14 protein-coding genes are annotated in these 13,715 nt (G+C 74.6%); 5 read left to right on the top strand and 9 right to left on the bottom strand.

Translation table 11 applies throughout. From position 1 onward, the window contains the following. Nucleotides 1-23 precede the first annotated feature (23 nt). The 4 genes from DCS98_RS11870 to DCS98_RS11855 all read left to right on the top strand — a co-directional run bounded on the left by DCS98_RS11870 (nucleotide 24) and on the right by DCS98_RS11855 (nucleotide 5,005). Nucleotides 24-593 (top strand): dienelactone hydrolase family protein, encoded by a 570-nt coding sequence (locus DCS98_RS11870; RefSeq protein ID WP_116451600.1) that lies wholly within the window; start codon nucleotides 24-26, stop codon nucleotides 591-593. Nucleotides 594-669: 76 nt separating this feature from the next. Further along, nucleotides 670-1,284 carry a TetR/AcrR family transcriptional regulator gene (locus DCS98_RS11865; protein WP_116451883.1) on the top strand — a complete coding sequence of 205 codons (615 nt, stop codon included), beginning with the start codon at nucleotides 670-672 and terminating at the stop codon, nucleotides 1,282-1,284. A gap of 3 nt (nucleotides 1,285-1,287) precedes the next feature. Continuing rightward, entirely contained in the window at nucleotides 1,288-3,492 is a 2,205-nt protein-coding gene (locus tag DCS98_RS11860) for an MMPL family transporter (RefSeq protein WP_116451599.1), read from the top strand. A 34-nt stretch (nucleotides 3,493-3,526) separates the two neighbouring features. After that, entirely contained in the window at nucleotides 3,527-5,005 is a 1,479-nt protein-coding gene (locus DCS98_RS11855; protein ID WP_116451598.1) for a protein adenylyltransferase SelO, read from the top strand. 3 nt (nucleotides 5,006-5,008) lie between these two features. Here the strand turns inward: DCS98_RS11855 and DCS98_RS11850 are convergent, their stop codons facing one another. From DCS98_RS11850 to DCS98_RS11835, 4 genes are read right to left on the bottom strand one after another with little or no spacing between them, the layout of a single operon-like run. After that, the gene (locus tag DCS98_RS11850) at nucleotides 5,009-5,239 is read right to left on the bottom strand and encodes a hypothetical protein (RefSeq protein WP_116451597.1); all 231 of its coding nucleotides are present in this window, start codon (nucleotides 5,237-5,239) and stop codon (nucleotides 5,009-5,011) included. A gap of 28 nt (nucleotides 5,240-5,267) precedes the next feature. Further along, on the bottom strand, nucleotides 5,268-5,861 hold the full coding sequence (locus DCS98_RS11845; RefSeq protein ID WP_206340216.1) for a hypothetical protein: 594 nt from the start codon (nucleotides 5,859-5,861) through the stop codon (nucleotides 5,268-5,270). Between the two features lie 11 nt (nucleotides 5,862-5,872). Further along, nucleotides 5,873-7,012 (bottom strand): zinc-dependent alcohol dehydrogenase, encoded by a 1,140-nt coding sequence (locus DCS98_RS11840; RefSeq protein WP_241037729.1) that lies wholly within the window; start codon nucleotides 7,010-7,012, stop codon nucleotides 5,873-5,875. 60 nt (nucleotides 7,013-7,072) lie between these two features. Beyond that, nucleotides 7,073-8,731, bottom strand: a complete 1,659-nt coding sequence (locus DCS98_RS11835; protein ID WP_206340215.1) for a bifunctional 3'-5' exonuclease/DNA polymerase — start codon at nucleotides 8,729-8,731, stop codon at nucleotides 7,073-7,075. A gap of 67 nt (nucleotides 8,732-8,798) precedes the next feature. Here DCS98_RS11835 and DCS98_RS11830 point away from each other — a divergent pair, with 67 nt between their 5' ends. Continuing rightward, complete coding sequence (locus DCS98_RS11830) at nucleotides 8,799-9,140, top strand: hypothetical protein (protein WP_206340214.1); 342 nt, start codon at nucleotides 8,799-8,801, stop codon at nucleotides 9,138-9,140. Here DCS98_RS11830 and DCS98_RS11825 read toward each other — a convergent pair. The 5 genes from DCS98_RS11825 to DCS98_RS11805 all read right to left on the bottom strand — a co-directional run bounded on the left by DCS98_RS11825 (nucleotide 9,098) and on the right by DCS98_RS11805 (nucleotide 13,634). Next, nucleotides 9,098-9,469 (bottom strand): DUF6221 family protein, encoded by a 372-nt coding sequence (locus DCS98_RS11825; protein WP_116451594.1) that lies wholly within the window; start codon nucleotides 9,467-9,469, stop codon nucleotides 9,098-9,100. The genes DCS98_RS11830 and DCS98_RS11825 overlap by 43 nt on opposite strands. A 32-nt stretch (nucleotides 9,470-9,501) precedes the next feature. Next, nucleotides 9,502-10,224: a dienelactone hydrolase family protein gene (locus DCS98_RS11820; protein ID WP_116451593.1), complete on the bottom strand. Its 723-nt coding sequence runs from the start codon at nucleotides 10,222-10,224 to the stop codon at nucleotides 9,502-9,504. 586 nt (nucleotides 10,225-10,810) lie between these two features. Beyond that, on the bottom strand, nucleotides 10,811-11,404 hold the full coding sequence (locus DCS98_RS11815; protein WP_116451592.1) for a hypothetical protein: 594 nt from the start codon (nucleotides 11,402-11,404) through the stop codon (nucleotides 10,811-10,813). Between the two features lie 110 nt (nucleotides 11,405-11,514). Continuing rightward, nucleotides 11,515-12,717: an L-2-hydroxyglutarate oxidase gene (lhgO, locus tag DCS98_RS11810; protein ID WP_116451591.1), complete on the bottom strand. Its 1,203-nt coding sequence runs from the start codon at nucleotides 12,715-12,717 to the stop codon at nucleotides 11,515-11,517. Between the two features lie 65 nt (nucleotides 12,718-12,782). Next, on the bottom strand, nucleotides 12,783-13,634 hold the full coding sequence (locus tag DCS98_RS11805) for an SGNH/GDSL hydrolase family protein (protein ID WP_206340213.1): 852 nt from the start codon (nucleotides 13,632-13,634) through the stop codon (nucleotides 12,783-12,785). Between the last annotated feature and the right edge of the window lie 81 nt (nucleotides 13,635-13,715).

The following is a 13,715-nucleotide window of genomic DNA, read 5'->3' as shown; positions in this document are numbered from 1 at the left end:
GTCCACGAGGGAGGAGGCCGTCGATGGCCGAGGTCGTGCTGTTCCACCACGCGCAGGGACTCACCCCCGGGATCGCGGCGTTCGCCGACGAGCTGCGGGCGGCCGGGCACACCGTGCACGTGCCCGACCTGTTCGAGGGCCGCACGTTCGCGACCCTCGACGACGGGATGGCGCACGTGCGGGAGCTCGGCTTCGGCGAGGTGGCGGAGCGGGGCGTCCGGGCTGTCGAGGGGCTGCCGGCGGAGCTGGTCTACGCCGGGTTCTCGCTCGGGGTCGTGCCGGCGCAGCGGCTGGCCCAGACGCGGGCCGGCGCGCGTGGGGCGCTGTTCTTCTACTCGTGCCTCCCCCCGTCGGAGTTCGGCAGCTGGCCGGCCGGCGTGCCGGTGCAGATCCACGGCATGGACGCCGACCCGATCTTCGTGGGCGAGGGCGACGTCGACGCCGCGCGGGAGCTGGTCGAGGAGGCCGGCGACGGGGAGCTGTTCCTCTACCCGGGCGACCAGCACTACTTCGCCGACAGCTCGCTGCCGTCCTACGACGCGGCCGCCACGGAGCTCCTCACCGAGCGGGTACTGGGCTTCCTCGCTCGCTGACCGTGTGAGGAACATTACCGACCACTTCGGTCGGGCTACCGACCAGATCGGTCGGTAGCCCCGTACGGTGGTCGCCGTGGCCCGACCGTTCCGCGACCAGATCGAGGACAGCATCCTCGATTCCGCGGCCGCGCTGTTCGCGCGACGCGGCTTCGCCAAGACCTCCGTGCAGGACCTCGCCGACGCCGTCGGCCTCTCCAAGGCCGGCCTGCTGCACCACTTCCCCAGCAAGGAGGCGCTGCACCAGGCGGTCCTCGGTCAGGCCGAGGCCCTCGGGCGGCGGGTGGTCGACCAGGTGGACGACCTGCCGGCCGGTCCCGCCCGCGACCGGCACGTCCTCGAATTCCTCGTCGACGTGGCGCTCGCCCACCCCGGGCTCGTCGCGATGCTCCTGGCACCGCTGACCCAGGGCGAGCAGGAGCCGGCGGTCGCCGAGCTGGACGCCGCCGGCGCAGCGGCGTTGCTGGCCTTCGGGGTCGACCCCGACGCGCCGCCGTCCGAGCGCGCCATCCGCGTCGTGGGCTCGCTGACCGCGCTGGCGGTGCTCACCCTCGCCGCCCACGCCCAGGACCAGACGAGCGCGTGGCGGCCCTACATCGTCGCCACCTGCTTCGACGCGCTCGGCCACCACACGACCCGTCACCCGGGCCCCGGCGCCGCTCTTCCCGTTCCCGATCAGGTGGAGGCCTGACCCATGGCTGTTCTGCTGTCCCGGCTCGGTGCGTTCTCGCACCGGCACCGCCTCCCGGTGGTCCTCGTCTGGCTGCTCGTCCTCGTCGGCGGCGGCGTCGGCGCGGTCACCCTGTCCGGCGAGACCTCGAGCTCCTTCTCCATCCCCGGCCAGGAGTCCACCACCGCGCTGGACCGCATCGGCGAGGAGTTCGGCGGCGGCGGTGGCGAGGGCGCCACGGCACGCGTGGTCGTCGTGGCTCCCGACGGCCAGACGCTGACGACACCGGAGAACGCCGCCGCGCTGGGTGACCTCGTGGCCGAGCTGCAGGAGCTCCCCGGTGTCGTGTCGGCGACGAACCCGCTGGACCCGGCCGCACCCTCGGTGAACCGGGACCAGACGACGGCCTACAGCACGCTGACCTACGACGCGGCCCCGGGTGAGGTGACGCCCGCCCAGCAGGACGCCCTGCTCGACACGATCGACGCCGCGCGTGACGGCGGGTTCACCGTCGAGGCGGCCGGCGAGGCCACCCAGCAGGCGCCGCACGTCGGCGGCCCGGCCGAGGCGATCGGCGTCGTCATCGCCCTGGTCGTCCTGGCCGTGACCTACGGCGCCCTGGCGATCGCCGGGATGAACCTCCTGACCGCGCTGGTCGGCGTCGGCATCGGCGTCCTCGGCGTCACCATCGCGACCGGGTTCATCGACCTGTCGTCGACCACCCCGACCCTGGCCGCCATGCTCGGCCTCGCCGTGGGCATCGACTACACGCTGTTCATCGTCACGCGGTACCGGCAGGAGCTCCGGCACGGCTCCGACGTGCCGACCGCCGTCGCGACCGCCGTCGGGACGGCCGGCTCCGCCGTGGTCACCGCGGGCCTCACCGTGGTCATCGCCCTCGTCGGCCTGTTCGTCGTCGGCATTCCGTTCCTGACCCAGATGGGCATCGCCGCGGCGGCGACCATCGTCGTCGCCGTGCTCGTCGCGCTGACCCTCGTGCCCGCCGTCCTGGGCTGGCTCGGCTACCGCGCCCTGCCGAAGAAGCAGCGCACCGCCGCCGCTGCGGCGACCGCGGAGTCCGCCGTCCCGACGGGTGGTCGCGGCTTCCTGGTCGGCTGGGCCACCACCGTGACCCGGCAGCGCGTGCTGTCGCTGGTGCTGGCCGTGGCCGCACTCGCGACGATCGCCGTCCCGTTCTTCTCCATGCAGACCACGCTGGTGCAGATCCCGCCGACCGACAGCACGCAGGCGCGCGCGGAGCAGCTGCTGGCCGACGGCTTCGGCGAGGGCTTCAACGGGCCGATCACCATCCTGTTCGAGGGCGACGGCGCCTCGGCGGCGGCCGCCGGCGAGAGCCCGGCGATCGCAGAGCTCGACGACGTCGCGGTGGTCACGCCGCCGATCCCCAACGCCGACGACACCGCGGCGCTGCTCACCGTCATCCCGCAGTCGGGGCCGACCGATCCGGCCACCGAGCAGCTGGTGGCCGACCTGCGCGCCGAGCTCGCCACCCTGGACGGCGTCGACGCCGCGGTCACCGGCGCCACCGCGGTGAGCGTCGACGTCGCGCAGAGCCTCGACGAGGCGCTGCCGGTCTACCTGCTGCTGGTCGTGGGGCTGGCCCTGGTGCTGCTCGTGCTGGTCTTCCGCTCGATCCTCGTCCCGCTGGTCGGCGTGCTCGGGTTCGTGCTCACGATCGGCGCCTCGCTCGGGGCCACCGTGGCGGTGTTCCAGTGGGGCTGGCTGGCCGACGTGGTCAACCTGGACACCACCGGGCCGCTGATCAGCCTCACGCCGATCCTGGTCATCGGCATCCTCTTCGGGCTGGCGATGGACTACCAGATCTTCCTGGTGTCCCGGATGCACGAGGCGCACAGCCACGGCGCCGCTCCGCTCGAGGCGATCCGCACCGGGTTCCGGCAGGCGGCCCCGGTCGTGGTCGCGGCCGCGCTGATCATGTTCTCGGTGTTCGCCGGCTTCGTGCCGGCCGGTGAGGCGACCATCAAGTCGATCGCGTTCGCCCTCGCCGCGGGCATCCTGTTCGACGCCTTCGTCGTGCGGATGGTCCTGGTGCCGGCGGCGCTCGCGCTGCTGGGCGAGCGGGCCTGGTGGCTGCCGCGCTGGCTGCGCTGGCTGCCCGTGCTCGACGTGGAGGGGGCCGCGCTGGAGAAGGCGGCGCCCGCCCCTGCCGAGCGGGAGACGGCAGCCGTCGGCGCCGGCGAACGCTGAACGGGCCGGCGCGGTCGCTCGTACCCTGGACGGGGTGAGCATCGCGCCGGCGCCCAGCGTCACCCTCGACGACAGCTTCGCCCGCGACCTCCCCGAGCTCGCGCTCGACTGGCAGGCCGAGACGGCCCCCGACCCCCGGCTCCTGGTGCTCAACGAGCCGCTGGCCACCGAGCTGGGGCTGGACCCGGCCGAGCTGCGGTCCCCGGACGGCCTCCGCTTCCTGGTCGGCGACGCGGTCCCGGCCGGCGCCCACCCGGTGGCCCAGGCCTACGCCGGGCACCAGTTCGGCGGCTACACCCCGCGGTTGGGCGACGGGCGCGCCCTGCTGCTCGGCGAGTTCGTGGCCGCCGACGGCAGCCGTCGCGACCTGCACCTTAAGGGCTCGGGCCGGACGCCGTTCGCGCGCGGAGGGGACGGCCTGGCCGCCGTCGGGCCGATGCTGCGCGAGTACGTCGTCAGCGAGGCGATGCACGCCCTCGGCATCCCCACGACGCGCTCGCTGGCCGTCGTCGGGACCGGGCGCCACGTGCACCGGGAGACGCTGCTCCCCGGCGCCGTCCTGGCCCGTGTCGCGGCCAGCCACCTGCGGGTGGGCAGCTTCCAGTACGCCCGGGCCACCGGGGACGTCGACCTGCTGCGCCGCCTGGCCGACCACGCGATCGCCCGGCACTGGGCCGGGTCGGGTGGAGGCGGAGCGGCGGACGCCGGGCTCCCCTACCTCGCGTTCTTCGAGGCCGTCGTCGCCGCGCAGGCCGACCTGGTGGCGCGCTGGATGCTCGTCGGGTTCGTCCACGGCGTCATGAACACCGACAACATGACGATCTCCGGCGAGACCATCGACTACGGGCCGTGCGCGTTCATGGACGCCTTCGACCCGGCCACGGTGTACAGCTCGATCGACCACAGCGGCCGCTACGCGTACGGCAACCAGCCGGTCGTCGCCGAGTGGAACCTGGCCCGGCTGGCCGAGGCGCTGCTGCCGCTGCTCGACGAGGACCAGGACAAGGCGATCCCGGTGGCCGTCGAGGCGCTGGGCGGTTTCCGTCCGCGGTACAACGCCACCTGGTCGGCCGGGATGCGCGCCAAGCTCGGTCTGCCGGAGGACCTCGACCCGGCGGTGGCCGGCCCCCTCGTCGACGACCTGCTGTCCCTGCTCGCCCGCGACCACGTCGACTCGACGTCGTTCTACCGGGCGCTCGCCTCGGCCGCCCGGGGCGACGCCGAGCCCGCGCGGCTGCTGTTCCTCGACCTCGCGGGCTTCGACGCGTGGACGGCGCGCTGGCGGGAGCTGGGCCCCGACGCCGACGCGATGGACCGGGTCAACCCGGTCTACATCCCCCGCAACCACCTCGTCGAGGAGGCCCTCGACGCGGCGACCGCAGGTGATCTCGACCCGCTCGACCGGCTGCTCGACGCGGTGACCGGCCCGTACGACGAGCGGCCGGGGCTCGAGCGCTACGCGGCCCCGGCCCCCCAGGACTTCGGCGCGTACCGCACCTTCTGCGGGACCTGAACCTCAGCCTCCGGAGCGGAGGAGGCCGGCCGCCCCGGCGGCCGCCCGCAGGGCGCTGCCCTCGACGTCGTCGGCGCTGCTGCCGCACTGGTAGAGCAACAGGAACACGGCGGCCACGACCAGGATCGCCGCAACGGCGGTGCTGAGGACGAGCCTCCGCCCGCGGCGCGGGTCGATCCCGTCGCGGCGGCCCGACCGGTCGTCGGGGTCGGTCTCTCCGGCCGGGTGCGACATCACGGTGCTCCTCTCGTCGGTGGGGCGTTCAGCGCCGGCCGGCGCGGACCAGTCGGCGGACGCCCCAGGTGGTCACCCACGCGGCGGCCAGCCACGGACCGCCGACGACCACCGGGTCGAGCAACTGGTGGCGGGCGTCGGCCCGGCCCCTGCGGGAGCGCAGGCCGGAGTGGGTGAACTCGCCCTTGATCCCGGTCTCGGTGAACGGGTTGTCCGGGCGGGTCGTGGTGAAGGAGCGCAGGTGCTCCTCCCAGGCGTCGACCCGGTCGGCGAGGATGAGCAGCAGCCAGTGCCCGACCCGCGCCTCGCTGTACCGGGCGTAGGAGAACTTCCGGATGGCGCCGGACAGCCCCTTGGGCGGCTGGCCGGTCCCGAACACCGGCGTCACGAAGGCGTGCTCGATCGAGCGCTCCCGCGGCCACCGCTCCGGCTGCCGGTCGGGGAAGTCCCAGTGCGCCCCGGTCGTGTCGGGGGCGTAGTTCAGCCGGCGGCTGGAGGGCCGGTCGGCGGGGTCGAGGTCGACGCCCCAGCCGGGGATGCGGGCGCGGAGCTCCTCGCGGCTCGGCGTGGAGGTCCTCTTGTCCTTGACGTACGCGCTGGGGATGTCCTTGGCGTCGGGCACGGGGGCTCCTCTCAGGCCGCGCTGGGCAGGATCAGCGGCTTGATGCAGCCGTCGAGCTTGGCGGAGAACACGTGGTAGGCCTCGGCGATGTCCTCCAGCGGGAACCGGTGGGTCACCATCTCCCGGGGCGTGAGGTAGCCGTTGCGCACGTGCTCGAACATGCGGGGCCACTGGCGCTTCACCGGCGTCTGGTTCATGTTCAGGGTGAGCCCCTTGTTCAGGGCGTCGCCGAACTTCACCGCGTTCGGCACCGGCCCGTAGGCACCGACAACGCCGACCGTCCCGCCCTTGCGCACGGAGTCGATGGCCCAGTTGAGCGCGATCGGCGACCCGCCCTGCAGCTTCAGCTTCGTCCCGGTGACGTGCTGCAGGAGGCTGCCGTCGGCCTCGGCGCCGACGGCCTCGATGACGACGTCGGCGCCCAGGTGGTCGGTCTGCTTCTTCATCTCGACGACGATGTCGTCGTACTCGGTGTAGTTGAACGTCTCGGCGTGGGCCATCGTCCGCGCCTTCTCCAGCCGTTCCTCCAGCTGGTCGACGACCATCACCCGGCCGGCGCCCATCAGCCAGGCCGACTGCGCCGCGATCAGCCCGACCGGGCCGGCACCGAGGACGACGACCGTGTCGCCCTCGGCGATGTCGCCGAGCTGCGCGCCGAAGTAGCCGGTGGCAGCGGCGTCGGTGAGCAGGACGGCGTCCTCGTCGTGCATCCAGTCGGGGATCGGAACGGGACCGACGTCGGCGAAGGGCACCCGCACGTACTGGGACTGGCCGCCGTCGTAGCCGCCGGTGGTGTGCGAGTAGCCGTAGATGCCGCCGACGGCCGTCGCGTTCGGGTTCACGTTGTGGCAGTTGGAGTACAGGCCGCGGGCGCAGAACCAGCACGAGCCGCAGAAGATGTTGAACGGCACCATCACCCGGTCGCCGACCTGCAGGTTCTGCACCGACGAGCCGACCTTCTCCACGACGCCGATGAACTCGTGGCCGAAGGTGTGGCCGACGCGGGTGTCCGGCATCAGCCCGTGGTAGAGGTGCAGGTCGGAGCCGCAGATCGCCGCCAGCGTCACCCGGACGATCGCGTCGTTGGGGTGCTCGATCGCCGGGACGTCCTTCTCCTCCACGCGCACCTTGTACGGGCCGCGGTAGACCATCGCTCGCATGGGATGCCTGTGCCCAGCGCGCGCACGTCGACACCCCCAGTTCCGGACCGGTCAGCCCGCGTCCGCCCAAGAGCTGACGACGGCCACGTCGAGGGGGAAGTCCACCGGGAACCCGCCGAACAGGAGCCGGCCGGCCTCGGCCGCGCTGGCGCGCACCTCGTCGGCGACCGCGTCGGCCAGGTGCCCGGGCGCGTGGACCACGACCTCGTCGTGCAGGAAGAAGACCAGGTGTGGCCGCTGCTCGAGCGCGCCCTCGCCGCCGAGCCGCCACAGCCGGTTGCGCAGGTCGGCCAGCCAGCACAGCGCCCACTCCGCGCCGGTGCCCTGGACCACGAAGTTGCGGGTGAAGCGGCCCCAGGCGCGGCGCCGCCGGTCCCGGTCGGCGGCGGGTTCGGCGGCCCCGGGCGGCTCGCCGGGCTCGTCGGGGTTCCCGGCAGAGGCCCCCGGCCGGGGCGACCCCCGGCCCAGCAGCGTGTGCACGACCTCGCCGCGCTCCCCCGCCCGCGCCGCCTCCTCGACCAGGCCGATCGCGCGGGGGTACCGGCGGGTCAGGCGCGGCATCATGCGGCCGCTCTCCCCGCGAGTGCCGCCGTACATGGCGCCGAGCATGCCGAGCTTCGCGTCGGCCCGGCTGGCCACCGCCCCGCTCGCGACCATCCCCTCGTAGAGGTCCCTGGCCCGGGCGGCCTCGGCCATCGCGGTGTCGCCGCTCATCGCGGCGAGGACCCGCGGCTCCAGCTGGGCGACGTCGGCGACGACGAACCGCCACCCGTCGTCGGCGATCGCGGCCGGGCGGACCTGGAGCGGGACCGACAGGGCACCTCCGCCGGTGGCGGCCCACCGGCCCGTGACCACGCCGCCGGGCAGGAACCAGGACCGGAAGCGGCCGTCCCGCACCCAGGTGTCCAGCCAGTTCCAGCCGTTGGCCTGCAGCAGCCGCGAGAGCTTCTTGTACTCCAGCAGCGGCGCGACGACGGGGTGGTCGACCTGCTCGAGGGTCCAGGAGCGGGTGTCGGCGACCGGCAGCCCGGCCCGCTGCAGCGAGCGGACCAGCTCGACGGGCGAGTCCGGGTTGAGGCCGGGGTCGTCCAGTGCGGCGCGGACCTCGCCGGCCAGGCGCTCGAGCACCGCGGGGCGGCCCCCGCCTCCCGGCCGGGGGCCCAGCAGGTCGGTGAGCAGCCGGTCGTGCACGTCGGCCCGCCACGGCAGACCGGCGTGGGTCATCTCCGCCGCGACCAGGGCACCCGAGGACTCGGCCGCCACGAGGAGCCCGAGCCGGCCGCGCTCGGGCGAGGCCGCGAGCGCGGAGAGCTGGCGCTCGTGCTCGAGGAGCACGTCCAGCCGGTCGGCCGGGTCCGCCAGCGGGAACAGCGCCTCGTCGGTGGCCGTGACCGGGGCGAGGGAGTCCCAGCCCGCGGTGTCGGCGGTGGCCAGGAGTTCCTGGTCCACGAACGGGGACCGCCGCAGGACCGCGTGGGTGAGCCGCAGGTCGGTGCAGCGCTCGACGCGGACGCCGGCCCCGAGCAGCGCCGGGTACCAGCGCGTCGTGTCGTCCCAGACCCAGCGCACCGGCTCGCGCTCCCGGTCGCGCACGAAGGCCGGCAGGTCGGCGGCGGGCAGGCGGGTGGTGCCCTCGGGGGTGCCGTCGTCGGCGCACTCCCGGGCCTCGACCCCGCCCTCGCCGCGGCGCACGAGGACGAGCCGGTTCACCGCTGCAGTGTCACCCACGGGTCCGACACGGGCGGCGGCACGGCGCGGACGGCGGGACACTGCGGGAGTGACCTCGCCGACGCCCGCCCGCGGCATCGTCCGCCTGCTCAACACCGCGGGCGGCCGGATGCTGGTCCTGGCCGGGGAGGTGGACGCGGCCGCGGTGGACTCCTTCCAGCGGCGCTACGGCCTGGAACCGGCGCGGGTCGACGGCATCGACGCCGGTTCGGTCACCTCGCTGTCCACCCGGGCGGTCGAGCTGCTGCAGGACCACCTCGAGGCAGCCGGGCGGGCCGGCCGGCCGGTGGAGCTGCGGCGGGCAGCGGACGTCGAGCGGCTGTTCGGGGGACGGGGTGCCGAACCGGTTCAGGGGCGCCACTCCGGGCGGTACTCCGGGTGGTCGGCGTAGGGCAGGGCGAGCAGCGCCAGGGTCAGGGCAGCCAGCTGGTGCTGGTCCGCCGGGGTCAGCGGGAAGTCGGCCAGACCCTCCGGGCGCGCGCCGAGGAACGCCCGGTCCGGCCGGGCGTCGCGGCAGGCCAGCACGAGCCGCCGTTTGGCGGTGCACTCCGCGAGCACGCGCGCGGGGTCGTGCCGGCGGACGTGCTCGGAGCCCTCGCCCCACTCGTCCCCGCCGGCCGCGGCATCGGTGGCGATGCGCTTGTCCTCGGCGATGCGGGCCAGCAGGAACTGGTCGAGGTCCGGCTGCATGTCCGGTTCCAGTCCCGACTCGAAGTCCATGCCGCCATCCTGCCGCCGCGAGGCGTCCGCGTTCAGGTCGTGGCCGCCGGCTGGAGGTGCTCGCCGAAGAAGCGCAGGATGCGCGCCCAGGCGTCCTGCGCCGAGGGCTCGTGGTAGCTGAAGCCGGCGACGCGTTCCAGGACGCCGAACGGTCCGCTGTTGTGCCGGTTCATGAACGAGTGCCCGGCGCCGGGGTACTCCACGACGTCGTTCGGGACGTCGAGGGCGTCGAGGGCGCCCCGGAGGCGGCCGGCCGCTCCGCGCAGGGCGAGGTCCTTGCGGCCGTAGCTGGCGACCACCGGGCAGGCGCCGCGCAGCACCTCCTCGGCCTTGCGCGGCACGAGGCCGTAGTTGGGCGCCGCCGCGTCGAAGCCGCGGGTCGCGGCGAGCAGCGCGAACCCACCGCCCATGCAGAAGCCCACGACGCCGATGCGCCCGGTGCAGTCGGTGCGGTCGGTCAGCCACGACCGGGTGGCCTCGAGGTCGCCGAAGGCCGGCCCGTTGCCGCGCAGCATCGTGGCGAAGGTCGAGCGGAGGCAGCGCACGGCGCCACCGGCGGTGAACAGGTCCGGCGCCACCGCCAGGTAGCCGGCCGCAGCGAGGCGGTCGGCCTGGTCGCGGGTGTCGTCGTTGAGCCCGAACGCCTCGTGCACCACGACCACGCCCGGCCACGGGCCCTCCCCCACCGGCGGGACGGCGAGGTGGGCGCGCAGCTCGGGCGCGCTCGCGCCGCCGGGGATCAGGACCTCGGGCATGGGTCTCCTCGTTCGTGGGCGGGTGCCGGCACAGCCTGGCGGATCGCTCGGCGAGCGGCACCCCGAACGCCCCTGTCGAGCGGCCGACGGCAGCTGTGCAGAGGGCCCTGAGCGGGGGTTCGCGACGCTGACCGTGGCTCGACGCCCCTGGTCCTCGTGCAGGCGTTCGAGTCCTGGAGGTGGATCGATCACCCCGGTGCTGACCGACGGGGACGGGGCACCGCTGAACCTGGGCCGCACCGAGCGGGTGGTCCCGCCGCACCTGAGCAAGGCCGTCGAACTCCGCGACCAGGCCTGCGTCGTCGCCGGCTGCGGCGCCCCGAGGCACTGGTGCGACGTCCACCACCTGGTCCACTGGATCGCCGGCGGCGAGACGTCGCGGGAGAACGCGGCCCTCCTGTGCGGGCGGCACTCGCGCATGGGTCCACCACGGGTTCCGCGTCGAGCGAGGACCCGACGGGAGATGCCGCACCTTCCGCCCCGACGACAGCGAGATCGTCGTCAGCACACCCCTGCGGAGCTGAGGACGACGGAACGGCGCCGCCCGTGGGGTCGACGCCGCTCGGTCGTGCTGCCGCTGGAGCGGTCAGTCCTCCGCGTCGCGGTGGCCGCGGCCACCGGGGCCACCGGGGCCACCGGGGCCACCCGGTCCGTGGTGGCCCGGGTCGTCGCTGTTGACGCGCTCGGTGATGCGCGCCTCGAGGTCGGCGAGCCGCTCGTCGGCCTCCTCCTGGGTGAGGTCGCCGTCCTCGACCGCCTGCGCGATCCGCTCCTGCGCCTCGGTGACGAGGGCGTCCACCAGCACGCCGACCTCGACGCCCTGCGCCTGCGCGACGTCGGCCAGCGAGGTGTCGTCGGCCCGCAGCGCCTCGCGCAGCTCGTCCTCGGTCATCCCGAGCGCCGTCGCCGCAGCCGAGAGGCCCGGCCGGAACCCGCCGCCGGGACCGCCGTGACCGCCGCCGGGACCACCCACGGCCACGTCGGCCAGCGTCGAGGCGACCTCGTCCGCCTGCTCGGCGGTGATCGACCCGTCCTCCACGAGGTCGGCCAGCGCGTCGCGGATGCGGTCCTCCCGGGTCGTCGCCGTCTCGTCGTCCGCCAGCGCCGGTACCGCGAACGCCAGGCCACCACCCAGGGTCAGCACTCCGGCCGTCGTGGCGAGGATCAGCTTCTTCCGCACGTGCACTCCTCGGTCCGGGCCGGGCTGTCCCGGCCGATCCGGCTCAGATTGGGGACCGTGCCTGTGGTGGACCTGTGAGCAGCCCCCGCCTCCGGCTGTGAATCCCGAGGTCACCCGGTGCGTGGGTCCAGCACCTGATCGGCCACGTGCTCCGCGATCGCCAGCGCCGAGGTCGCCGCGGGCGAGGGGGCGTTCCGCACGGTCACCACCGGCCCGACCCGGTGGATGCGGAAGTCGTCGACCAGCGTGCCGTCGCGGTCGACCGCCTGGGCGCGCACCCCGGCGGGGGCCCGCACCACGTCGTCGTCCCGGAGGGCGGGCACGAACTCCCGCGCCGCGGCGAGGTACCGCCGCGTCGACAGGGACGCCCGGATCTCCGCCAGCTCGGTCCGCCAGTACCTCCGGAGCAGCGGGCGCACCCCCGGCCAGGTCGCGGTCTCCCAGACGTCGCGCAACCGCACCGTGCCCCAGCCGTAGCCCTCGCGCGCCGCGGCCGGCACGGCGTTGGGAACGATGTCGACGCTGCCGTCCACCCGGCGGGCGAAGTGCACGCCGAGGAACGGGAGGCGCGGGTCGGGCACCGGGTAGATCAGCCCGCGGACCAGGCCGGTGCGCTCCGGGACGAGCCGGTGGTACTCGCCGCGGAAGGGCACGATCGCCGGCTCGGCGTCGTCACCGGCCAGCAGCGACACCCGGTCGGTCTGCAGGCCGGCGCACACGACGAGCCGGTCGACCGTGACCTCCTCGCTGCCCGACGAGACCACCACTCCCCCGAGCGGATCGCGACGGACACCGGTCACCTCGAAACCCAGCCGGACGTCGTGGCCGCCGGACCGCAGCTCCCCGGCGATCGCCCGCGCGACGGCCGCGAAGTCGACGATCGCGGTGCGCGGCGAGTGCAGCGCGGCCGCGCCCACCGCCTCCGGCTCGACCTCACGCAGCTCGGCACCGGAGAGCCGGCGCAGCCCGGGCACCCCGTTCTCCGTGGCGCGCCGCCCGATCTCGTCCAGCCCGGGCAGCTCGGCCTCGCTCCGGGCGACGACGAGCTTGCCGACCTCCTCGTACGCCAGCCCGTGCTCGGCGCAGAACTCCTGCAGCAGGGCGCGCCCGCGCGTGCAGAGCCGGGCCTTCAGCGAGCCGGGCGCGTAGTACAGGCCCGCGTGCACCACGCCGCTGTTGCGGCCCGTCTGGTGGACGGCGACGTCGTCCTCCTTGTCCACCACGGTGATGCGGGCACCGGGCCGGAGCTCCGCGAGCCGCCGGGCCACCGCCAGGCCGACGATGCCGGCACCGACGACACCGATCCGGTCCACGCCGTCATCATCGGGGGGACGGCAGAGCGGGGCACCGGCGCCCCGCGCGCCGGTGCCCCGCCGTCTCAGCGCAGCCGCAGCACGCTCATCGCCTGCGCGGCCATCTCCTGCTCGCCCAGCGCGTTCGGGTGCACGATGACCGGGTTGGTGCCCTGCAGCACCGGCTCGATCCACCGGACGCCGATCGGGGCGCAGGCGTCATGTCCTTCCGACACCCGGTTCATGTCCACGTAGGTCACGCCGGTCGCGGCGGCCGCGCGCCGGACGGCGTCGTTGAGCGTCGCCTGAAGGCTGCGCAGGTACGGGACGTCGCCCTCGGCGACCGGCATCCGGTCGAAGCACCCGCCGGTGCGCGGCATGATCCACGGGTAGCCGAGGATCGCGACCCGCGCCCGCGGCGCCTCGGCCCGCACCGCGCGCAGCGTCGTCACCAGGGACGGGTAGGTGACGTTGCGGATGGTGTCCTCGAACGACGACCCGTACCGGTCCTTGCACGGGCTGCCCTGGCCGAGCGTCGACAGGCCGGCGGCGCCGCACTGGACGATCGAGTTGATGAACACCCCGCTGTCGTTGCCGCCGATGGTCATCGTGACCAGCTGGGTGTCCGGCGCCAGCGCGTCGAGCTGCGGGGCGACCCCCGGGTACTGCTCCGCGACGTAGTCACCGGTGTCCGCCCCGCCGCAGGTGACGTCGGTCAGCTGCGCGCCGGTCGCCGCGGCGATGACGTGCGGGTAGTTGCTCGTCGAGCGCAGGCACTGCGGCGGCGCCGTCGGGTCGGGCGGCAGCACGCCGGACGCCGCGCTGTAGGAGTCCCCCAGCGCCACGTACCGGATGGGCGAGTGCGCACCGGCCGGCGACGGTGCGCCGAACAGCAGGAACGCGAGGACGGCGAGGACGCAGGCGGCGAGTCGGCGCACGGGCTTCTCCATCGGGGCCGGGGACTGTTGGACAGCACAACGGCCGACTCGCCGATGGGTTACGCGTGTCACACGGACACA

The organism is Blastococcus litoris (genome assembly GCF_003075095.1).
GTDB lineage: Bacteria > Actinomycetota > Actinomycetes > Mycobacteriales > Geodermatophilaceae > Blastococcus_B > Blastococcus_B litoris.
Note: the sequence above shows the minus strand (reverse complement) of the source record. Positions and strands in the feature narration are given on the sequence as shown.